Consider the following 22,572-nt stretch of genomic DNA (forward strand, 5'->3'; position numbering starts at 1 on the left):
GGCAAGGGGCCGGCTGCCCCTTGCAACCCCGCTTCTCAGGCACATTGAGAAAAAGAGAACACCCGTTCTTAAAAATCGGGGTGACTTATGTTGTGGGAAAATGGCATCGATAAAACTCTAGAGCACCGGTCAAGTAATGCGGGAGAACAGTTCAAAGCATCGGCACACCAATCATAGTGAAGATCATGGGGTAGAGTATCACAAGGTGAAACGTGCATATTCATGCTAGTTCCTGTGGAAAGCGCATCATTCAACCCGTGCTTTCTTTACAGCAAGCCGAGTTCTCTGGCTTTGAGGGCCGCCTGCGTCCGGTCGCGCACCCCCAGCTTGCCCAGGATGTTGCTGAGGTGGTTCTTGACGGTGCCGCCGGCGATGTAGAGGGTTTCGCTGATCTCGCGATTGGAAGCCCCACGCGCCAGCAAGGCCAGGATCTCCCGCTCGCGCTCGGTCAACGGCGCCACGTCGCTCCCGCTGAAAAACGCAGGGGCGGCAGGAACGGGCACTATGGGCTCGATAGGGGCAGAGGAGAGGGAGGTAAGAAATTTGTGTGCTACATCGGGATGCAAGAGGAACTGCCCCTGTGCGACCACCCGAATGGTCGTGGCGAGTTGCTCGGCGGTGATGTCTTTGAGCATATAGCCCGAGGCTCCCGCTTGCAAACCCGCCTGAATCAGCTCGCGCTCATCGAAGGTCGTCAGGATGACCACGCGAATCTCGGGCCAGCGCTCGATGATGGCGCGCGTCGCGGCGATGCCATCCAGACGTGGCATGCGCACATCCATCAGCACCACATCGGGGGCTGTTCGCTCAGCCTGGAGGAGTTCGACCATCGCCAACGCTTCCTCGCCATCCCCCGCTATGCCGACCACCTCCAGGTCCGGCTCCAGCTCAATCAGCTTGCGAAAGCCCTCGCACAGCAGGCGCTGGTCATCCACAATCAGCACACGGAGACGCTCTGTCATGGCTCGACCTTCTCCCTGGTTTTGTGTGCTCCCGTGGAGCCGCCTTCCGCTTGTCCCTGTGGTGTGAGCGGGAGCACTACTTCAACACGCCAGCCGTGCGCTGCTTGGGGGCCAGCCCACAGTGTCCCATCCAGCAGCGCCACGCGCTCACGCATGCCCAGCAGGCCGAAGCCACGCGCTCGTTGTTCGTGGATCGGCTCGCACTCCTGGCCGTTGTCCAGCACGGTCAGTTCTACCTGTCCCTCCTTTCCACCGCTCGTGGAGAGACGCAGCAGCACCTTGGTGGCATGCGCATGCTTGCGAATATTCGTCAGCGCCTCCTGCGCGCAGCGGTAGAGCGTCAGGCACACTTCAGGACTCAGCGGATGTGTCGCCTCTTCTAGATCGAGCGTGATCCTGGTCTCGCGGCAGGTGGTTTCAGATTTCGCCACCAGCCTCTGCAGCCACTCCAACAACGATCCCGCAGAGGTTTCGTCTGGTCTGAGCGCCTCGACAGAGTGACGGACTTCCGTCAGGCAGGCTTTCGTCACCTGTCGTGCCTCCAGCAATTCTTCACGCAGACGGGGGTCGCCGCGCGCTTCGAGCTGCGTGGCTGTTTCCAGCTGGACCGAGAGGAGCGTCAGGGCGTGACCAAGCGTGTCGTGGATCTCACGGGCGATTCGGTTGCGTTCGCGAATGACCGAAAGTTCCTCCACCTGGGCGCTATACTCCTGCAGGCGCGAGTTGGCCGCGGCGAGCCTGGCATTGGCAACCTCCTTCGCCGCGTGTGCCAGCGCGAGCTCACGGATGATCGTCCCGTATCCATAGAGGACGAGAAACACCAGCGGGACGCTCACCTGGCCGCTGACACCCCAGTCCGGAACGATGCGACGGATTGCCAGATAGGAACTCAAGCAGAGGACGCAGGAGAGCCCTAGCCCGAGAGACCGTGGTCTGAGCGCCGTCATCAAGCTCGTTGTGATGAGCGGCAGCTGCGGGAGCCAATAGACGTCGGTACTGGGCAAGGGGATGAATTGAGAGGCGCAGGCCAGGCAGAACAGGGCCAGCAACCAGGAGAGGTGGGCGCGTTCATCGAATTGTTTTTCGAGATGATAGATCACGAGCCAGGCCCCATAAATCCCCGTGAGGAGCAGCAAGCTGAGCAGGCTGAGAGGCTGCGTCGTCAGGACCCCGGAGAAATAACCCACACAGGCGAAAACCGTGATGACCCGGGGAACCCACCGCAGGAACCAACCTGTGAGTGGGGAGGATGACGTCTGGATGATCTGCTCTTGCTTGAATTTCATGGATTTGCCCTCAAAGATGAGAGAGACGCGTGTTTTTCGTAGTATACCAGACGCGGCTTCCTGTTCACCAGTGTCTGCAGTCATACCTGTGTGCGAAGACCTATGACGCTGGTCATAGGTCTTCGCAACTGACCTATGCTCAAGGTCATCGCAGAAAGGCGCCAGAAATAGGCCCCTGATTCGTGACTGATGGGACAGGCGTTGTCCTGCCCTGGCCGGCTATACTGGAGAGCGAGGAAGATGGCTCGCTCACCCGTGCCTATCCATCCAGCAAAACGGTGCTCTCCAGGCTCGGCCTCATATCGGCTCCTGCGTCGGGCAGTGACTTGCTGGTTGTTTCGCGAAAGGATGTGTTCTCATGAGACTCCTACTTCAAGACGTTTCTCCCTCGTCGCAAGCGGTCGCTATGCGGGCAGCTTCATCTCTGCGCACAGGAATCACTACCCTGTATCGCCGCGCCAACCTCGCTCCTGCTGTGCTGATCGTCGCTTGCATCTCATTTGTGGCCCATGTCTTGGTCGGCGACAATTACGGCTATTTTCGCGATGAACTCTATGTGCTGGCCATGAGCCAGCATCCCGCCTTTGGCTATGTGGATGTCCCACCGCTGGTTCCCTGGATCACGCTCATCCCTCGTGCGCTCACCGGCAATGCCTTATGGGCCATCCATGTGATCTCGGCTCTGGTCTGTGCAGGGACAATCATCCTGACCGGACTGATGGCCCGACTCCTTGGCGGTGCGCGGTGGGTGCAGGGGCTCGCTGCCATGGCCTCGGCGACAGCCCTCATCATGATGATTTCCGGCTCCCTCTACACCTATGATGTCTTCGATGAATTCTGGTGGACGCTTTGCGCCACGATCCTCATCGTGCTGCTGCGCGATGAACGTCCCCGCGGCTTCCTTGCCTTCGGTCTGGTGGCCGGCCTGGGATTGTTGACGAAGGAGACCATCCTTTTCTGGGGGTTCGCGCTCGTTGTTGGACTCTTGCTTTCGCGACAACGTCGTCTGCTGTTCACTCGCTGGACGCTGTTTGGGGGCCTGATCGCCTCTGCTCTCGTCTCGCCTTTCCTGATCTGGAATGCTTTTCATGGGTGGGCATCGTTCCAGTATTGGGCGGGCTATTCCCACAATCAACTCGGCGGTGGGTCACCCCTCGCTTTCCTGGTCAACCAGATCGTTGTGATGAATCCCCTCTCGGTGTTCTTTTGGGGGGCTGGGCTGTGCTACTTCTTCTCCAAACGCGGTGCGCGCTATCGGGTCTTCGGGTGGGCATTCCTCATCCTCTTTGGACTCTTCACCGCGCTTCAGGCAAAGTCCTACTTTCTGACGCCGGCCTACCCGCCGTTGTTTGCTGGTGGGGCGGTGCTGGTCGGAACATGGCACGTACGCATACGCCGCTGGATCACGGTCTATGCCATGCTGCTGGCCCTGGTTGGCTTGTGGCTTTCCCCCGTGGCGATTCCGGTGTTGCCCCCCAACGTGTATGGACAGATCTATGGCAAGAGCAGCAGCGCAGGGGTAAGTGTGAGCAACGGCTTGCCGCAAAACCTGGCGGATCGCTTTGGTTGGGAACAGCAGGTCGCGTTGATTGCTCAGGTGTATCACAGCCTGCCAAAGGATGAACAGCGGGTGGCCTGCATCTATACGTCCAATTATGGCGAGGCTGCCGCGCTCGCGCAATTTGGTGGGCGTTATCATCTGCCAGAGCCAATCAGCGGACACAACGCCTTCTATCTGTGGGGGCCACAAGGCTGTACGGGCCAAGTCCTCATCACGATCAATATTGCTCAAGAGAACGCTGCGCAAGCGTACAGATCGGTGACGCTGGCCGCCTGGACGTCCTGTGAGAATTGTGTGACCTTTGAAAATCATGCTCCGATCCTGATTTTGCGGCAGCCGAAGTTCCCATTCTCGGAGATCTGGGTACGCGGGAAACATTACGATTGAGGACAGTTTCGTTATGCCAACTCTCACATTCCCAAAACTCGCACCTGCGCCGAGCGAAACAAGCCAGATGCACGAACATGTCGCCTCCAAACGAACCATGCGGAATAGAACGATCTGGCAATTCGTGCGTTTCGGCCTGGTTTTGTATCTGGCATGCGCTTGTGGGCCTTTGTGCCCTCGTCCTACCAGAACTGGGAGCGTTTTGTTCATCGTCGTCGAATTTCTTGGCTCTCTCATCGGCATGAGCCACTTCATTCCAAAATGGACCCATCAATTGATCGATTCACTCAACGCACTCATTGAAAGGAGAGTTATGCGAGAACTAATGATTCACATCGAACACCTTTCCCGTTTCTTTGGAACCGTCAAAGCGCTCGATGATCTCTCCCTGGAGGTGCCTGCGGGCATCGTCTTTGGGTTCCTCGGCCAAATGGGTCTGGAACTGCGCGGCCAGAGCAAGATGGAACCGCTTGTGAGCCTGCTGGTGCAGGCAGGCGCAAAAATTGAGGAAGTGCGCCCACAATCTCCATGTCCTGGCCCGTTCTCAGTCACTTCAAACTGATCTTTAAGACGCTGCTTGATTACTTGACCGGTGCTCTAGATATGCCCAGATGAGTTATTCTGTAGTGGGGCTGTGGCAACCGCTTGCCTGTTGCGTCCCCGACGCCACTGACGAAAACGACGCACAATTTTTGGTGCATAGATGAGAAATGCCAGGATAAAGATGGCCACGATGATCAGCATCACATATGGAGCAACAAACGAAATCAAGATGCTCAATGCCATCACAATATCTTCAGCAATACTCAATCCTATATTTAAACAACCAGCCGTCGTCGCGGTTGAAGTTAAGCGTGTAGTAGCTTTCGTTGTATGGGTAACACCAGCGATACTCGCGCCTACGGCCATCGTCACAGGCAACAGCCAATTATTATCCATCGCCTGATTGCCAGCCGCCGCAGCCACAAGCGCTCCAGTCACTGGACGAATAATAGTATGAATAGTATCCCAGACATGATCGACACCAGGAATCTTATCTGCAACCAGATCAGCTACGGTCAGGATCCCCATCACAACCATAAACCAGGGCTGAGTAATAAAAGTAAAGTGTGAATTAACATGAAAATTGCCAGGAAAGAAGTGTGCAGCGATCGCTAATGAGAGCAAAGGAAGATAAGCGTTAATACCAGATGCAAAAGCGAGACCATAAGATGTCCCAATATCCATGCGTAATTTTCTCCATGTCCGGCCACAGCAAAAAAGATAAATCCATAATTACAGGTGGAGGTCTATACTCCTCTAATATAAACGCAACCAACCTGCCACTATCCAAAAATCTAACTGGAAGATACAGCTCAAACGCGAATTTCTTTTCCCTGCAAATCACTTTTCGTGAAGATGGATGCGCTGAGTTCAGGTGCGTAGCGCTCTACAATAGCTTCGGTGATAGCATTGGCCTGACAAATTTCACCAAACATACTGGCGCTACGACGAGGCATACGCCGCTGCGTGATCGGATCAATCTCGATCAAGCCAAAGCGTACAAACCAGCCATCGTTCCATTCAAAGTTATCTACCAGCGTCCAATGAAAATAGCCACGCACAGGTATTCCATCTCGAATAGCACGATGCAGCACAGCCAGATGCGCCAGCAGGGCCGCAGGTCGCATATCATCGTCCCGGTCACTAAAGCCATTCTCTGTAATATACAATGGCTTATTGCCTCGGGTGCGCTGATAGATCGATGTTAATACACGATAAAGCCCCCAGGGATAGATCTCACCAAAGCCATCATCAATACCATCATCGTTACGGATCACATTGGGGCGCACAACCCTGCGCCCAAAGGCCTCTCCAGGCATTAAAGGATCAAAGCGCACCATCTCACGCGTGTAATAATTCACACCATGATAATCACGCGCACCCACAGCATGCGTAAGTGGAGGCAGTACCTGTCCAACCGGAAAGGTCAGCCGGCCGGTTTCTGCCGCCTGCAAAGCCGACCAGGTAAACATATTCTCCTGGATAGATGCAGCACTCCTATCTAAGGGGGACAACGCATTCACTGGATCAAACAGGCGGTAATGCAGACAATACCCAATCAAGGCTTCTGGCTGAAGATGGCGAATCACATAGAAGGCCTCTATATGCGCCTGCATCAGATTACGTAAGACCATAAAAGTACGCAGCAGATCCTTTTCGCCAGGTGGAAAAATACCTCTTAGATAGCCTTGAAAGGCATAGACGTTTGGCTCATTAATCGTAATCCAGAAAGAACATACATCCTGTAAAGCGGCCACCACATGCTCCACATAGCGCGTAAAAAAGCGCAGGTTCTCAGCCTCAGCAAAGCCTCCACGCTCAGTAAACCAGAGGGGATCGGTAAAGTGATGCAATGTCACAACAGGAGTCATATGTAGACGCCGGAGATCCACAAGCATAGCACGATAACGCTCTATTGCTGTATCATCCCAGTGCCCCTCCTCTGGTTCGATACGGCTCCACTCCAGACTTAAACGTAGAGCATTATTTTCCATCTGCTCGGCCAGCAAAAAATCTTTTTCCGCATGTTCCCACCAATCAGACGCCTTGCCACAAACATCACCGCTACGAATATGGCCTTGCTGCTCCCAGCGATACCATTGGTTATTGGTGTTGCCCCCTTCGCATTGATAAGCAGCCGAAGCAGTGCCCCATAAAAATCCACGTGGAAACCGTAATATACGCTGTTGACTCATTCCTTATGCTCCATCGATTCTCCATAATAGCGGTTCTATTGATAGCAATCAGAATATGACCCGGGCAACGTGCTGAACCGGGGGCTCTCCGCTTGTACAACAGGAATACTCTCCATTGTAACACGCACAACAAAAATTTCAGGATGAGATAGCGTGCGACAAACAACTGGAGTTGACAACAAAGTAGCAAACAATCATAAAGGAAGACCGGATCGCTTACAAAGTCTGGCCTTCCTTTATGACTACTTGTATGGCTTTTGATGCTGCCTAGTCGCGGATCGAGCGAGCAGGCAATGGGCGCACTAATGGGCTCATGACCGGCAGATCTTTCTTGCCACGTGGCAGGCGCTGACGCACCAGGTAGTTGGCAGCGTTGGCCAGATCGTTCTTCTCCAGCGTCACATCTTCACCGAAACGGTTGAAGAAGGAGAGCTCGAAGTTCGGGGTCTCACCCAGCGCACCGTGAGGGCACACCTCGACACAGTCGCCGCAGAAGATACAGCGATCAAGTGCAAAGGAGTAGCGCGAGAGGGAGCGCTCAGCCATCATCAAGGAACCGGTCGGGCAGACCTGAACACAGGCACCACAGGACACACAATCGGTATCGTGCAGGCTAACATTGAAGGGGGTCGAGACAATGGTGTCAAAACCCTTACCAAACATCCCATAGCAATCTGGTCCGATCACGTCATGGCAGACACGCACACATTGTGTACAGTTGATGCACTTGTTGGGGTCGCGCAGGATAAAGCTATGCGAGAGATCCACGTCATAATCATGATAGTCACTGGGTTCACCATCATGGAAGCGGTTATCAACCAGACCATGCTCGATACTGTACTTTTGCAGATCACACTGACCAGCGGCTGGACAGGCGCACTGCAGACAACGAGCCGCCTCACGCTGAGCCTGCTCTTTCAAGTAGCCCATCTCGATCAAAGCAAAGTTGTGCTCACGCTTCTCATAGGGCAGCATTGGCATCTTGACTTTGGGTTCGACCGGCTTGTAGGGCACGATATCGAACAGGTCAGGACGGCGCTCCTCTAACTCCAAACGACGGGCAACCTCGTTCATATCCTCTCCCATCAAATAGGAGTGGATGGAGCGTGCACCCAGTTTGCCCTGCGCTACACTCTCGATAATCGTACTGGCTCCTATCTGACAATCACCACCAGCAAAGACACCTTCGCGGTCAGCCATAAAGTTATGAGGATTGGTCTGGATCGTCTTCCATTTGGTCCATTTAACACCGGAAGCATCATCAAGCACGCTGGTATCGACGGCCTGACCAACTGCCGGGATCACTGTGTCACAAGCGATGGTAAATTCAGAACCAGGAATCGGCACAGGACGGCGACGACCACTGGCATCAGGCTCTCCCTGTCTGGTCTGCTGATATTCAATACCAGTCACCTTGCCATCTTCTTCCAGGATACGCTGCTGGGCGGCTCGAACCTGTAGCTGCGTGCCCTCGGCGATCCCATCCTCAATCTCTTCAACGGTCGCGGTCATATCAGCACGAGTACGATAATAGGTCGTGTGAACCTTCGCTCCCAGACGTAGAGAAGTGCGCGTGCAATCAAAGGTAGTGAAACCGCCACCAATCACGATGACTTCATCACCTTCTTTCACGGGAACCGGCTTGCCCTCAACTTTATCATACAGAAATTTGATCGCGTTGACGACCCCTTCAGCATCCTCACCAGGCACGTGCATCGACTTACTGGTCCAGCAACCAATCGCCAGATAGACAGCGTCAAAACCCTGGGCAAACAGATCATTTAGCTCAAAATCTCGGCCAAATTTGACGTTGCTCTGCAGATCTACGCCAAGCTGCCAGACATGATCAAGCTCACGATCCATCATATCCTTTGGCAAACGATACTCAGGGATACCATAGCGCAGCATGCCACCTGGCTGCGGTTGCATGTCAAAAACTTTACAATAGTGGCCGCGCAAAGCCAGATAGTAGGCGCAAGAGAGGCCTGCGGGACCAGCACCGACAATAGCCACTTTCTTACCTGTAGGCTCATCTTGCACGTAAGGCAAAGGAGCATCCAACAAACAGGTTTCTGCCGCATGACCATGCATGCGGCAGATGGCAATCTCTTCATCCACCAGTGTACGGCGGCAAGCCTTCTGACAGGGGGCAGGGCAGGTCAGACCCAGAACAAAGGGAAATGGCAAGACCTCTTTTACCAGGCGGGCCGCTTCCTTCATCTCTCCCTGCGCAATTAACTCCAGATAGCCTGGAATATCAATATGCGTCGGGCAATCAACCTGACAGGGAGGCTGACAGTAGGCATTATGGTCTGAGAGCATCATCTCCAGGTTAGTACGACGTAGATGAAACAGTTCATCAGAATTAGTGGTGACCACCATACCAGGAGAAACGGGGGTGTTACAAGAGGGCAGGGGTCGCTCGATGCCAGCAATATGTACCAGACACATACGGCAGGCCGAGGTTGGCTCCAGTTTTTCATCATTGCATAAATTTGGGATATCCGAAATCCCATTGTCAATGGCCACGCTCAGGATCGTCTGTCCTTCATACGCCATCAGCAATTTACCATCGATGCTGACTGCAAAACCAGGATGTCCTAGCTCATTTCGCGTTATTGGACCGACAGTCTCTTGAGGCGTGAGAGAGAACGTATCGCGCGTTACGATCGTCATAATTCTGCCTCTTTTTCGTAATTCCTAAACAGTAGGAATAACTTCTTATCATGCATGTCTCCATAGAATATACCTATCCTTATAGTACCTCAAACTTCTACAAAAAAACCAGAGAAAAGGATATTTTTCGATTTTTTAGTGTAAAAAGAAAGAAGACTGAAACGCTTAAACATTTCAGTCTTCCTTCTTTGTGTTTGGCGCTGCCTAGTCGCGGATCGAGCGAGCAGGCAATGGGCGCACTAATGGGCTCATGACCGGCAGATCTTTCTTGCCACGTGGCAGGCGCTGACGCACCAGGTAGTTGGCAGCGTTGGCCAGATCGTTCTTCTCCAGCGTCACATCTTCACCGAAACGGTTGAAGAAGGAGAGCTCGAAGTTCGGGGTCTCACCCAGCGCACCGTGAGGGCACACCTCGACACAGTCGCCGCAGAAGATACAGCGATCAAGTGCAAAGGAGTAGCGCGAGAGGGAGCGCTCAGCCATCATCAAGGAACCGGTCGGGCAGACCTGAACACAGGCACCACAGGACACACAATCGGTATCGTGCAGGCTAACATTGAAGGGGGTCGAGACAATGGTGTCAAAACCCTTACCAAACATCCCATAGCAATCTGGTCCGATCACGTCATGGCAGACACGCACACATTGTGTACAGTTGATGCACTTGTTGGGGTCGCGCAGGATAAAGCTATGCGAGAGATCCACGTCATAATCATGATAGTCACTGGGTTCACCATCATGGAAGCGGTTATCAGCCAGACCATGCTCGATACTGTACTTTTGCAGATCACACTGACCAGCGGCTGGACAGGCGCACTGCAGACAACGAGCCGCCTCACGCTGAGCCTGCTCTTTCAAGTAGCCCATCTCGATCAAAGCAAAGTTGTGCTCGCGCTTCTCATAGGGCAGCATTGGCATCTTGACTTTGGGTTCGACCGGCTTGTAGGGCACGATATCGAACAGGTCAGGACGGCGCTCCTCTAACTCCAAACGACGGGCAACCTCGTTCATATCCTCTCCTACCAAATAGGAGTGGATCGATCGAGCATTCAACTTACCCTGGGCCACACCTTCGATGATCGTTTTCGCGCCCATCTGGCAGTCACCACCAGCAAAGACACCTTCGCGATCGGTCATGAAGTTATGAGGATTGGTCTGAATCGTCTTCCATTTGGTCCATTTGATACCAGAAGCATCATCAAGCACGCTGGTATCAACGGCCTGACCGATAGCTGGGATCACTGTGTCGCAGTTCAAGATAAACTCAGAACCAGGAATCGGCACAGGACGACGGCGACCACTGGCATCGGGCTCTCCAAGCTTGTTACGCTGGAACTCAACACCTGTAGCACGGCCATTTTCAGTGATCACACGGGTCTGGCTCACATAGAGTTGCAGATGTGTGCCCTCGGCCTCACCATCCTCGACCTCTTCGGTAGTAGCACCCATCTCGGTACGACCACGACGATACATCGTATGTACATCGGCACCCAGGCGTAGCGAGGTACGTGTGCAGTCGAAAGCGGTGAAACCACCACCAATTACGATGACTTCATCACCACTCTTAACAGGAACCGGTTTGCCTTCAACTTTTTCGGCCAGATAGCGGATAGCGTTAACGACGCCATCAGCTTCCTCACCAGGGACACGCAGGTCGTTACTGGTCCAACAACCAATCGCCAGATAGACAGCGTCAAAGCCCTGAGCAAACAGATCATCGACCGTGAAGTCACGACCAAGTTTCACATTCGCCTGGAAATCGATCCCCATATCCCACAATTGCTGGAATTCACGATCCATCATATCCTTTGGCAAGCGATACTCAGGAATACCATAGCGCAACATACCGCCAGCCTGTGGCTGCATGTCAAAAACTTTACAATAGTGGCCGCGCATGGCAAGGTAGTAGGCAGCAGTCAGACCTGAAGGGCCACCACCAACAACGGCAACTTTTTTGCCCGTCGGGGGATCCTGCACATAAGGCAGGGGTGGATCAAGCAAGCAGGATTCTGCTGCGTGACCGTGCATACGACAAATAGCGATCTCTTCGTCCACCAGTGTACGGCGGCAAGCCTTCTGACAGGGGGCAGGGCAGGTCAGACCCAGAACAAAGGGAAATGGCAAGACCTCTTTTACCAGGCGGGCCGCTTCCTTCATCTCTCCCTGCGCAATCAATTCCAGATAGCCTGGAATATCAATATGCGTCGGGCAATCAACCTGACAAGGAGGCTGACAGTAGGCATTATGGTCTGAGAGCATCATCTCCAGGTTGGTACGACGTAGATGAAATAACTCATCAGAATTGGTGGCAACAACCATTCCTGGCTCAGCAGGTGTGTTACAGGAAGGTAGGGGGCGCTCCGCCCCTTCAATATGCACCAGGCACATACGACAAGCGGAGGTTGGCTCCAACTTCTCGTCATTACATAAATTTGGGATATCCGAAATCCCATTATCAATCGCCACACTCAGGATCGTCTGGCCTTGATATGCTTGCATGGTCTTACCATCAATGGTCAGCGTAAAACTGGGATGTCCCACGTCATTACGCACCATCGGAGGCTGCGAAGCCTGAGTCGCTGGTGAGAAATTATCTCGGATTGATATAGCCATGTACTTCCTCTTCCGAAGTTCCTAGGATCTAACTAAGGCAGAACGTGTTTCGTCACAAAACGATGGGCACGCACCGGGACGCAGGTGCCTGTAGGGCAACGCTGTTCTTGAATATGTGTCGTAAAATGTTCGGGCCAGTAACGTTTTGCAGTTTTCAGTGGATTGGTCGCCTGAACGCCAAAGCCACAGAGAGAGCCGTTAGGCACATAGTCTGCAAATTCGTCCAGTACGTCGAGGTCTCCATTCACGCCGAGGTCACTGACGACCCCTTCGAGAATACCTGTGATACGTTTGACACCCAGACGGCAGGGGACACATTTACCACATGACTCTTTGCTCAGATAGGCACTCTGATCCATCGCCCATGCTACCATGCAAGTATCAACAGGCAACAATTCGATAATACCGGAACCCACAATCGCGCCCGCCTCTTCCAGCGGATCGAAATCGTAGGGTGTGTCCAGAGCAGCAACAGGTAAAGCACCACCTTCGGCTCCACCAACAACCACGGCACCAACATTACTGCTAGCCGAACTCAGCCCAGCATGCTCCAAAATGTCGCGCAGGGTAGCTCCAAACGGAACCTCTACAACCTGTGGCTCACTGGTAGGCGTTGCATAGACGGTCAAGATTTTTGTACCACCAGTTGTGGCAGAACCCACACTGGCAAATGCAGCCGCACCCTCACGCACAATAAAGGGCACATTCACCAGGGTCTCAATCGAGTTGATCGCCGTTGGCTTGTCCCATAGACCATATTGTGCTGGGAAAGGTGGACGCTGCTCGGGCATACCACGGCGCCCTTTGATCAGCGCCATCTGCACAGTCTCTTCACCACCCATGAAGCCCATCTCAGCGCCGAGCACACTTATAGTACAAGAAAAATCAGTGCTGAGGATATCGCGCCCGACAAGATTGGCTTCGACAGCTTCTTGCACAGCCTTTTGGACTGTAGCATTAGCATCGACAGAGGTGCTACGTGTGAAAAGATATGCCTCCGAAGCGCCTACGGCATAGGCTGCCAGGAGAATGCCCTCGATTACCTGATGAGGATTTTGTTCGAGCAATGTGCGCGCCGCCAATGAGCGACTGTCCGCGTCATAGGCGTTACAAATAACGTATTTTTGATTATCATCTGACTGTCGCGTAATACGCCATTTTTCGCCCGTCAAACGACCGGCGCCGCCACGACCGCGCAGTTTTGCATCAATAACCTGCTGGTTAACCTGCTCAGGTGACAGATCACGAAGAGCTTTTTCCAGCGCACTATAGCCGCCGCTACTACGATACGCATTTAAGGAACGTAGATCCGCGTCGGCACCACGCTGCAATAGACGATAAGATTGTTCGAATTTAGGCATCTGGCTGCCTCACATGATTAATATTTCCCCATACACCACGTTTGCTTGAGGCCAGTCCTCGTGATGGTTGATCATCACGGGTAATGCCTTTAACGGCGGGCGCGGGTTTAAACTTTGGACTCATTGTAGCGATGCCAAAGATATCGCTAAGGTCTACACCACGGGCCTGGACAATACGCTTGGCTGCTTGCAATGGAAAATACCCATAGATATCCATCACTGCATCTAGCAAGCCAGGAAGGGCCCCGGCTTCTTGTGACCATGTGGTCAGAAGCATATCAACCTTGCTCAGATCGATTTCGGGTTCCAGATGATCTTTGACCGGCATGGCGACACAAGGGGTCACAGGCTTATTAGCGTAATCGACCGCATACTCAGAGATGCGCGATTTATAAAAGCCAGCATGCGAAGTGCCAGTGGCGGGTGCAAGTTTACGTGGAGTGAACTTATCGGCTCCATCACGAATGTAAGACTTAAACCACGGGCGATCTTTCCACTCATGAATAGGCTCGTACTCGATCGTGATAGCACGAGGAGGACAGGCTTTTTCACACAGCAAACAAGATTCACACTTCAAATTAAATTCGGTCTTCAGACCTTCCTGGGCGATTAGTTGAATCAAACCACGGCTACGCGGTGGCAGTTTTGGCTTCTCATAGGGATAGAGTCGTGTCACCTTTGGCCGAAACATATGGCTAAAGGTGAGACCCATGCCTTCCAGGATACCACGCATACACTATACCTCGATTTCGTTTTCGCCGCGCACTTTTAAACCTTGTTTGGCAATCTTCTCACGTAACTTCAGAATACCTTCGATCAGTGCTTCTGGTCGAGGTGGGCATCCTGGCACATATACGTCTACAGGAACGATGGTATCGACACCCTGTACAGTATAGTAGCTATCGTAAAATTCGCCACCAGAGTTTGCGCATTGACCCATACTTAATACCCACTTTGGCTCAGGCATCTGCTCCCAGAGAAGACGAAGGCGCGGACCCATCTTCACCGATACAGTTCCAGCCACAATCATCAAGTCAGCCTGACGAGGACTGGAACGAAAAACCTCTGATCCAAAACGAGACAAGTCATAGTGTGCCTGCGCTGAAGCCATCATCTCAATGGCGCAACATGCAAGACCATAACCTAAAGGCCACACGGATTTCGATCGGGCCCAGTTCTGCGCCCATTGCAGCATGTCAGCTACACTTGTCAGCTGAACTGGAAGCTCTTGATCTCCCGGAACATATTCATGGGGTCCGGTCGCCATCGATATTGGGATCGGTTTGCGGCGACCTGCTGTTTTCCCATTTTCGTTGATTTCGCTGCTCATATAAATTCACTCCTAGGCAATGGTTCAGCAGCACCTATTGCTTGGTAAGGATAATTGTAGGGTTCTTTCTCAAGACGGGGGCGATGTATGTACACTCCATCTGCGACCTATTATAGCACGTTTCGCCCAACCACGCTATAAACACCCACACGAGCGCAGGCCCGATGCGAGACCCCTTTTTGCACAAAAATCAAGGATTTAAACGGCTGTTTTGCACTTGTCAGACAACCAACCGCTTTGGTAAACTGTGGTGTATTGACAAGTTTTCAATTAACCTGACCAGTGCTTAAAAGGATCATCCCAACGCCATCTTCCTATCTGGCAAGCCAGATAACACAGAAAATGGCATGATTTTGATTCCATTCGCAATGATGTGTCTCTCTTTATTAAAGACGTATCACATCTATCATGTGGATACTACTTCAGTGTGGTCGGATTGAAAGCGACCTATCAATAAATGAAACGGCCATCAGCATTAGTAGAAAGAGATAGCAAAGATGGATCTTCAATCTCTGAACGTTGCCATTGTTGGTTGCGGCAATATTGCCGGAGCCTACGCCAAAACACTCAAGCCCTATTCACACATCAAGTTGCTTGGGGCAACCGATATTGATCTTGCACGTGCAGAAGCATATGTCGCAGCCAATGGCGGCAAAGTCTACCCTTCACTAGAAGCTATTCTGGAAGATGATACGGTGGATCTGGTTATTAATCTGACCATTCACCATGCCCATGCTGAAGTTATTACGAAATGTTTAAATGCCGGCAAGGATGTTTATACCGAGAAACCCCTCGCGCTAACATCTGAGGATGCCCATCGTCTGGTGCAGTTAGCGCAGGAAAAAGGACGACGCTTAAGTAGTGCACCGATCACTATTTTAGGGGAAGCCCAGCAGACAGCATGGAAAGCTATTCGGGACGGACTGCCAGGAACGGTACGTCTGGCCTACGCTGAAGTCAACTGGGGCCGTATCGAGTCCTGGCATCCAGCACCAGGTCCTTTCTATGAGGTTGGACCATTATTCGATGTTGGTGTGTATCCATTAACAATTCTCACCAGCATTTTCGGCCCAGCCCGCCATATCACCGCCTTTGGTAAAGTGCTCTATCCCGATCGCGTCACCAAAGAAGGCGTTGAGTTCCATATCTCGACCCCAGATTTCGCCGTAGCCGCCATCGAATTTGAGAATGGCGCAGTAGCACGCCTGACCACAAATTTCTATGTCGGTAATCATGGCAAACAGAAAGGTATTGAATTCCACGGTGATAAGGGTTCAGTATACTTAAGTGACTGGCAGGATTTTCACGCCAAAGTCGAGTTTGCTGAATTTGCTGGCACCTATGAGCCTATTCCTTACGTCAGAGAGCCCTATAAAGGGACAGAATGGAGCCGCGGCGTAGTGGATCTGGCCGATGCCATTCAAAACGATCGTCCACAACGCATCACTGGCGCACAGGCCGCGCATGTGGTAGATATCTTGTGTGGCATCCAAGACTCTTTCCGTACTGGCAAACCTGTCACTCTGACATCAAACTTTACACAACCGGAACCCATGGATTGGGCACGCTAAATCTCAATCCCAGGTATTCATCCAATCTAAGCGATTTTTCTTCTGCCGGTAAGATAGACAATCTTACCGACAGGAGTCACCCATAGCAAACATCAGCAAAAGAAAGGCAAGACAGTATGGGAAACTATACAATTACTGTGCTACCCGGAGATGGGATTGGACCAGAGGTCACAGAACAAGCCATTCTGGTTTTAAATGCCATTGCCAGGCGCTATCAGCACACCTTCACGTACCATCGGCGCCTGGTGGGTGTGGCCGCAATTGAGGCCGAGGGTGTAGCTATTTCGGACGAGTCCCTGGAGATATGTCAACAAAGCGATGCAATCTTATTTGGGGCTGTTGGCGGCATCTCTAACTATGATGGTAGCGACAAGGTCAAGCCAGAAGAAGCCCTGTTCAAACTACGCAAAGGATTACAATTCTTTGCCAATTTGCGACCGGTAAAACCCCTCAAAAATTTGCTTAGCGCTTCAACCCTCAAGCCGGAAGTATTACAGGGGACTGACTTACTGGTGGTACGCGAGTTAACCGGTGGACTATATTATGGACATCTAGAGCCTCCGGTCCCGGGCAAACCAAGCGAAATTCGCCAGACCGAGCATGGACGTGAAGCTATCGACACACTGATCTATACAGAAACTGAAATTGAACGCATCCTTCGTGTCGCCTTTGATTCCGCCAGAGATCGTAAGCAGAAAGTAACCTCCGTAGATAAAGCCAATGTCCTGAGTTCTTCGGTGCTATGGAGACAGGTAGCAAACAGAGTCGCCTCTGAGTATCCAGATGTCACGTTTGAAAATCTGCTGGTTGATGCCTGCGCGATGCACTTGCTGCGCAAACCAACCAGTTTTGATGTCATCGTAACGGAAAACCTTTTTGGTGATATTCTCACGGATGAGGCCTCTATGCTCGCCGGTTCGATGGGTATGTTACCCTCGGCAAGCCTGGGTACGCACAAGACAGCCCATGGTCGGCTGGGCCTTTATGAACCTATTCATGGCTCGGCACCAGATATCGCAGGCCAGGGAAAGGCCAATCCAATCGCCGCGATCCTCTCCGCCGCGATGCTGCTACAATACTCCCTGGGATTAAAGGATGAGGCCGCCGCCATCGAGGACGCAGTAACAAAGACGATTGAAGCGGGGTATCGCACAGAGGACCTGCGTGAAGCAGGAGCGCGTATCATTAATACACAACAAATGGGACAAAAAATCGCAGCCACCCTGCTCCAATAAAAAATATAAAAAGAGCCGAGCAACCGCGAAGACGATATTATCCCATCATTGGTTTAGGGCAATGACCCAGGGCTTTTAATTTGGCCCGGGTCATTGCTACTTTTTGCATTATCTCTTCAGAAGGAGCCTGCGCCGTATCTACAGGCGCTGTCGCCGATGCTGAATTTTCCTGACTATTAGAAACCTGCGCCTCTAACTGAGCCAGTTCATCCAGAATCAATTGACGCTGAATATACCAGCGCGTCACAGAACGTTCAACGCCCATTATCCACCTGCACTATATCTTGCTAACGAGCTACCGCTCCATACACCAGTGTGTTAATAGTATTAAGTAGCTCCTCATCTTGATATGGCTTGACCACATACGCACTCGCCCCGAGAGACATAGCACGCTGCTGGTGTTTAGCGGCCGCACGCGATGTAAGTACGACCAATGGCAAGGTTCGATACTGTTCTTGCGCTCGCACTGTAGAAATCAACTCATAGCCATCCATACGCGGCATCTCAATATCGAGGAGTACCGCGGCAGGAGTTTCCTGAGAAATCATTTCTAATGCCTCAACACCATCACGCGCCATCTGCACCGTCCAGCCATGCTGTTTGAGCATATTGCTTACCACACGACGCACACTCGGACTATCATCAACCACCAGAAGATGTTTACCACGTTCTGGGGTAGGTGTCGCCACAGGTCGCAATGGAAGATCCTGCGACTTATTCGACACATCGATACGCTGTTTCACCTGTCCAAGCGGAGCAGCCGTGTCACGTTTTGTCAGCGGCATACTGATCTTCGAGTTGAGCAGATTGTTCAACTCAAGTACCAGCACAACGTGACCATTACCAAGCACTGTACCACCAGCAATACCATGAACCTCGCGCAAGTGTGGACCGAGATTTTTCATCACAGTATCAAACTTGCCCCGAATCTCATCGACAACCAGGGCGACACGATGACCACCGGCATTCACCAGTAGCAACTGCGCCTTGTCATCTATGTTAGCAGGAGTGGGCAAAGATAAGTATTGCGCCAGCATATTCAATGGATACAGATCATTACGCACAATTACAGCGGCCTGACCACCAGAACTGGTGCGTTTAAAGTTATCCAGCCGTCCAATGGATTCTACGTGTACCGTTGGAATAGCGAACTGCTGACCTGAAACTTTCACCATCATCGCGCTTTGGATAGCCAGACTGGTGGGGAAGGTCATTGTAAACGCAGTACCCAGTCCAGGAGCAGACTCAACCACCAGCGTACCACGCAGGCGCGAAACACTATCGCGTACCACGTCCAGACCAACACCACGTCCACTCTCTTCACTTAGAAATTCAGCGGTCGAGAAACCTGGACGGAAGATCAAGGATACCACATCATCCTCACCAATCTGCTGATCGGCACGAATAATGCCACGCGCGATAGCCGTACGTCTGACCTGTTCACGATCAATACCATTACCATCATCACGTACAGTAATCATAATCTGATTACCTTCATAAGTGGCCGAGAGCTTGATCTGTCCCATGGGAGACTTGCCACGTTGGATACGTACCTCTGGCCGCTCAATAGCGTGGTTAACCGCATTACGAACCAGATGCAGCAATGGACCTGCAATCTCTTCATACACGGTACGATCAACCTCGGTGGTCTCACCTTCCAGCACAAAGTCGATCTCTTTGCCCTGTTTGAGCGCCACTGCACGTGCAGCACGGTACAGCCGAGGAGCCATAGTCGATAGAGGCACCAGGCGCACCTTCATCAAACGGTCCTGGAAGGTGGTGTTCAACCGATTTTCACGGGCAAAAACACCTTCACATTCACGGATAATGGTATCCATTTCAGTGCTCAAGGTCGCCATATCCGAGATACCTTCACTCAAACCACGAGCCAGTTGATGGAACTCGGTATAGCGGTCAAGCTCTAATTCATCAAAATCTGACAGGTGAGCCGGAGCCACACCTTTGCGTACATTTTGATTTTGGCCAGTTGAGAAGGAATCACTATTACCAGGAGCAGGCAGCGCCAGGGGAGCATTATTGGTCAGCAAGCCAGACTGTCCACTGCGTGCCAGACTCTGGTCTCCCTCACCTGGCATCGCCTGTACTGAACGTCCACTGGGTAAAGTCGCCGCTTCAAAACGACTATCCAACTTCTGACCCACATCACCCAGACGATTACTACTCACGGCAACGTCCGAGACCAGGCGCACCAGACGCTGGATACGCTCTTCAAGCACACTACGGTTCACCAGCATCTCGCCAAAGAGATTAACCAGTTCATCGAGCTTTTGCAGACGCACACGCACACTCAAATCTCCATGTGTACGAGGCGTCAGACCATCAGTAGCAAGTTCACCGGTTCCTGTATTGGCCGCTGCATGAATATCAGTACCGTGATCGTCGTCCTCCAAATCTTCTTCCATCATCTGGTTAGAAGAACTACGTTCGCCAAGAAATTCTACATAGCGCCGATGAAGATCTCGAACCTTGCTGTCAGCAATAGCAGTATCAGTACCTGTGATCAACAGCTCTAGCGCCTCTGCCGTATCCAGAATCAAGCTCACGACGGTTGGCGAGATCGCCATCGTCCCTTCCATAATCAGGTCAAGCAGATCTTCAGATACATGGCTCAAGTCCGCGATGGTTTTAAAGCCCATCATACCAGCGGCACCCTTAAGTGTATGGGTAGCACGACGAATGCCCTGGATCAGCTCACGATTGCCAGGATTTTTCTCAAGCGCGGCTACATGCATACTGATCGACTGCAAATGCTCTTCCGCCTCCAGACGGAAAATTTCGGCTGCCTCTTCACCAAAGTCGCTCGTACTAAACGAGCTAGCAGTGGTAGATCTGCCGGTTGATTCCGTTGCAGGCATCGAAGCAGCTGAAGATTTTTGCGGCGGTAGTAATGTCTCAGGACCAGATGCCGGCACGTCCGCCGAAGGAACGGTAGTCATCATGCTATTCGCATTCAAGCGGCTCTGGGCCTCAGTAGGAGCTAGACCTGCTGCAAGCGCGGCAGACTCCTCGCCACCAGTATGCATAATCTGATCCAAGAACTCTTGTCGAACCTGAATCTCGATTTCACTACGCAAGCGCGACTCTAATTCCTGAATAGAACCGCTATTCAATGCAGAAGAACCAGTAGCGTGTGCCTGCATCCTCTGGAGATCCGCATATTCCTGGCGTACCTCCTGGCGGATTTGCTGCTCTAATTCAGCTCGCTCACGCGCCGCATTACTCGCTTGAGACGCATATTCCTGACGGAGCTCTTCACGTAACTGTGCTTCAATCTCAGCCCGTAACATGGCTGGATCACCCTGGCGCTCAAACGTTACACGCTCTCGCAGACCAGCAGTATCAGGGTCAACCCTGATATCCCATGGACTCCAACCTGCTTCTTGTCTTAACTCATATGTATTGCGCCCATTCAGTTGCTCAAATACATCACCAAAGGATTGTATAGAGGCATGCAATTGTTGCAAGGTCGTCTGCAATTGCTCCTCAGTCATTTCAACCCCACCAGTGATTTTATGAATGAGATCCAAAACTTTTTTGAGTTTTGCGTTGGAGACCCACATCACAGAGAGTGGCAAATAACGACGAACTTGTTCAGGACTATTGCGCAAGTTCAGCCCCATGGCTTTACCCGCCCATATTTCCATACGATCAAGCGCATCCTTCGAGCCATTCAAGAAGCCCTTAAATTCACTACGCTGCGCCTCAATGACCCCCATAGCATCGCGTAACTGTGACACCACATTCTTTAAGGATGAGGCCTGCGTCTCTAGCGATTTTTCCTCATTCTGCATATCTTCATATGCTTGCGGCAAATTCGCCTCGTGCGTCTCAGTTGTTAGATCGACAGGAACCGATGGAACGACGTGCTGTTCTTTGCTGGCGAACTGGCTATCTGCTTGAGCATAGGCCATTGGTTGCTCATCAGCATAAGAAGGAACAGCAGGTAGTGAAGGCGTTGAAAATGGCGGCTGCACTACAGGTGGTAGTGGTGCCTCCTGCGGACGCCGTGTAGCAGCCATCAAAGTATCAAACGCACTGGTTGGAGTGCTCTGAGAAGGTGGCTCTACCGGAGCAGGCTCTGGCACATAAGCTTCTGGCTGAGTCGGGGTTGCAGGAACAGACGACATAGAAGAGGTCGTATCAAAACGCCTCCCCAATGCAGGCTCCTCGGGCCAACCAATATCTTCACCAGATGCTACAGGCTGAGTGCTGAAAGAAGCTAGCACCTCATCAAACGAAGGCATCGATGATGATAACGAAGGCTGAGGTGAATAGAGATCAAAAGATGGCGTCGGCGGAAGGGAAGAAAGCGTGTCTTGTGTCTGAACAGGGTTCGTCACCTGAACAGCTGCTCCATCTCCTGCAGGAGAATTAGCAGATTCAACCAGAGCACGATAGCGAGCATAGTCGGCATCATCCTCCGCAATCACAGCTTCTTCATCAATACCACCGCGGATACCCTCCAGGAGTCTGCGCAGACGGTCCAATGAACGCTGCAATAATCCCCTTGAGGGATCATCCAACGTGATTAGTCCATCCAATGCGTCACCCAGGATGTCTTCCATACCATGAGCCACATGGGCCAGGCCAGGAAAGTCCATCATGGAAGCGGAACCGCCAATGGTGTGAGTGCGGCGGTAAGTTTCTTCGAGGGCATCCATGTCGCCAGGTGACTGTGCCAGTCGCCCGAGGTTCGTCTCGATTTCTGGCAAATAGCTATTCACCTCTTCGATAAACGAGTCGAGGACGGATAGTTTATCAAATGTGTTCGACATGTTGCGCGTACTCACTTAACTATTCTGGTGTTACCTCTCCTGGCCCTTCCCTTTTC

16 protein-coding genes are annotated in these 22,572 nt (G+C 52.1%); 5 read left to right on the top strand and 11 right to left on the bottom strand.

The features are described from left to right. Positions 1-266: 266 nt before the first annotated feature. Both EL633_RS03440 and EL633_RS03445 read right to left on the bottom strand, forming a co-directional pair. The gene (locus tag EL633_RS03440; RefSeq protein ID WP_126625852.1) at positions 267-962 is read right to left on the bottom strand and encodes a response regulator; all 696 of its coding nucleotides are present in this window, start codon (positions 960-962) and stop codon (positions 267-269) included. Then, the gene (locus tag EL633_RS03445; RefSeq protein WP_161981914.1) at positions 959-2,248 is read right to left on the bottom strand and encodes a sensor histidine kinase; all 1,290 of its coding nucleotides are present in this window, start codon (positions 2,246-2,248) and stop codon (positions 959-961) included. The genes EL633_RS03440 and EL633_RS03445 overlap by 4 nt, the downstream gene beginning before the upstream one ends. A 182-nt stretch (positions 2,249-2,430) precedes the next feature. Here EL633_RS03445 and EL633_RS03450 point away from each other — a divergent pair, with 182 nt between their 5' ends. The 3 genes from EL633_RS03450 (at position 2,431) to EL633_RS37085 (ending at position 4,758) form a co-directional block, all read left to right on the top strand. Next, the gene (locus EL633_RS03450; protein WP_126625854.1) at positions 2,431-2,610 is read left to right on the top strand and encodes a hypothetical protein; all 180 of its coding nucleotides are present in this window, start codon (positions 2,431-2,433) and stop codon (positions 2,608-2,610) included. A 44-nt stretch (positions 2,611-2,654) separates the two neighbouring features. Next, positions 2,655-4,196 (top strand): ArnT family glycosyltransferase, encoded by a 1,542-nt coding sequence (locus tag EL633_RS03455; RefSeq protein WP_161981915.1) that lies wholly within the window; start codon positions 2,655-2,657, stop codon positions 4,194-4,196. Positions 4,197-4,509: 313 nt separating this feature from the next. Then, on the top strand, positions 4,510-4,758 hold the full coding sequence (locus tag EL633_RS37085) for a hypothetical protein (protein WP_174845154.1): 249 nt from the start codon (positions 4,510-4,512) through the stop codon (positions 4,756-4,758). A 35-nt stretch (positions 4,759-4,793) separates the two neighbouring features. Here EL633_RS37085 and EL633_RS03465 read toward each other — a convergent pair whose 3' ends face one another. The 7 genes from EL633_RS03465 to EL633_RS03495 all read right to left on the bottom strand — a co-directional run bounded on the left by EL633_RS03465 (position 4,794) and on the right by EL633_RS03495 (position 14,851). After that, positions 4,794-5,423 (bottom strand): DUF4126 domain-containing protein, encoded by a 630-nt coding sequence (locus EL633_RS03465; RefSeq protein WP_126625856.1) that lies wholly within the window; start codon positions 5,421-5,423, stop codon positions 4,794-4,796. Positions 5,424-5,551: 128 nt separating this feature from the next. Then, positions 5,552-6,934, bottom strand: a complete 1,383-nt coding sequence (locus EL633_RS03470) for a glycoside hydrolase family 1 protein (RefSeq protein ID WP_126625857.1) — start codon at positions 6,932-6,934, stop codon at positions 5,552-5,554. Between the two features lie 267 nt (positions 6,935-7,201). Continuing rightward, positions 7,202-9,610, bottom strand: a complete 2,409-nt coding sequence (locus EL633_RS03475; RefSeq protein WP_126625858.1) for an FAD-dependent oxidoreductase — start codon at positions 9,608-9,610, stop codon at positions 7,202-7,204. Between the two features lie 204 nt (positions 9,611-9,814). Next, a complete protein-coding gene (locus EL633_RS03480) occupies positions 9,815-12,223 on the bottom strand; it encodes an FAD-dependent oxidoreductase (RefSeq protein ID WP_126625859.1) in 2,409 nt (802 codons plus the stop codon). A gap of 32 nt (positions 12,224-12,255) precedes the next feature. After that, entirely contained in the window at positions 12,256-13,584 is a 1,329-nt protein-coding gene (locus tag EL633_RS03485; protein WP_126625860.1) for a complex I 51 kDa subunit family protein, read from the bottom strand. Further along, the gene (locus EL633_RS03490) at positions 13,577-14,317 is read right to left on the bottom strand and encodes a hypothetical protein (RefSeq protein ID WP_126625861.1); all 741 of its coding nucleotides are present in this window, start codon (positions 14,315-14,317) and stop codon (positions 13,577-13,579) included. The genes EL633_RS03485 and EL633_RS03490 overlap by 8 nt, the downstream gene beginning before the upstream one ends. Positions 14,318-14,320: 3 nt before the next feature. Beyond that, complete coding sequence (locus tag EL633_RS03495) at positions 14,321-14,851, bottom strand: NADH-quinone oxidoreductase subunit B (RefSeq protein WP_170216718.1); 531 nt, start codon at positions 14,849-14,851, stop codon at positions 14,321-14,323. Between the two features lie 560 nt (positions 14,852-15,411). On the opposite strand from EL633_RS03495, the gene EL633_RS03500 reads away from it, so the two are divergent. Then, a complete protein-coding gene (locus EL633_RS03500) occupies positions 15,412-16,485 on the top strand; it encodes a Gfo/Idh/MocA family protein (RefSeq protein WP_126625863.1) in 1,074 nt (357 codons plus the stop codon). A 116-nt stretch (positions 16,486-16,601) separates the two neighbouring features. After that, a complete protein-coding gene (gene leuB, locus EL633_RS03505) occupies positions 16,602-17,720 on the top strand; it encodes a 3-isopropylmalate dehydrogenase (protein ID WP_126625864.1) in 1,119 nt (372 codons plus the stop codon). 37 nt (positions 17,721-17,757) lie between these two features. On the opposite strand, the gene EL633_RS03510 is transcribed toward leuB, so the two are convergent. Together EL633_RS03510 and EL633_RS03515 are read right to left on the bottom strand one after the other, a co-directional pair. Then, positions 17,758-17,985, bottom strand: a complete 228-nt coding sequence (locus tag EL633_RS03510) for a hypothetical protein (RefSeq protein ID WP_126625865.1) — start codon at positions 17,983-17,985, stop codon at positions 17,758-17,760. Positions 17,986-18,007: 22 nt separating this feature from the next. Further along, positions 18,008-22,516 carry a response regulator gene (locus EL633_RS03515; RefSeq protein WP_126625866.1) on the bottom strand — a complete coding sequence of 1,503 codons (4,509 nt, stop codon included), beginning with the start codon at positions 22,514-22,516 and terminating at the stop codon, positions 18,008-18,010. Between the last annotated feature and the right edge of the window lie 56 nt (positions 22,517-22,572).

Source organism: Dictyobacter alpinus (assembly GCF_003967575.1).
Classification (GTDB): Bacteria; Chloroflexota; Ktedonobacteria; order Ktedonobacterales; family Ktedonobacteraceae; genus Dictyobacter; species Dictyobacter alpinus.

Coding starts and splice junctions, on each gene's coding strand:
- EL633_RS03515 (WP_126625866.1), bottom strand. CDS start 22,516: ATGTCGAACACATTTGATAAACTATCCGTCCTCGACTCGTTTATCGAA.
- EL633_RS37085 (WP_174845154.1), top strand. CDS start 4,510: ATGCGAGAACTAATGATTCACATCGAACACCTTTCCCGTTTCTTTGGA.
- EL633_RS03470 (WP_126625857.1), bottom strand. CDS start 6,934: ATGAGTCAACAGCGTATATTACGGTTTCCACGTGGATTTTTATGGGGC.
- EL633_RS03480 (WP_126625859.1), bottom strand. CDS start 12,223: ATGGCTATATCAATCCGAGATAATTTCTCACCAGCGACTCAGGCTTCG.
- EL633_RS03490 (WP_126625861.1), bottom strand. CDS start 14,317: ATGCGTGGTATCCTGGAAGGCATGGGTCTCACCTTTAGCCATATGTTT.
- EL633_RS03510 (WP_126625865.1), bottom strand. CDS start 17,985: ATGGGCGTTGAACGTTCTGTGACGCGCTGGTATATTCAGCGTCAATTG.
- leuB (WP_126625864.1), top strand. CDS start 16,602: ATGGGAAACTATACAATTACTGTGCTACCCGGAGATGGGATTGGACCA.
- EL633_RS03440 (WP_126625852.1), bottom strand. CDS start 962: ATGACAGAGCGTCTCCGTGTGCTGATTGTGGATGACCAGCGCCTGCTG.
- EL633_RS03475 (WP_126625858.1), bottom strand. CDS start 9,610: ATGACGATCGTAACGCGCGATACGTTCTCTCTCACGCCTCAAGAGACT.
- EL633_RS03500 (WP_126625863.1), top strand. CDS start 15,412: ATGGATCTTCAATCTCTGAACGTTGCCATTGTTGGTTGCGGCAATATT.
- EL633_RS03465 (WP_126625856.1), bottom strand. CDS start 5,423: ATGGATATTGGGACATCTTATGGTCTCGCTTTTGCATCTGGTATTAAC.
- EL633_RS03455 (WP_161981915.1), top strand. CDS start 2,655: ATGCGGGCAGCTTCATCTCTGCGCACAGGAATCACTACCCTGTATCGC.
- EL633_RS03445 (WP_161981914.1), bottom strand. CDS start 2,248: ATGAAATTCAAGCAAGAGCAGATCATCCAGACGTCATCCTCCCCACTC.
- EL633_RS03485 (WP_126625860.1), bottom strand. CDS start 13,584: ATGCCTAAATTCGAACAATCTTATCGTCTATTGCAGCGTGGTGCCGAC.
- EL633_RS03495 (WP_170216718.1), bottom strand. CDS start 14,851: ATGGCGACCGGACCCCATGAATATGTTCCGGGAGATCAAGAGCTTCCA.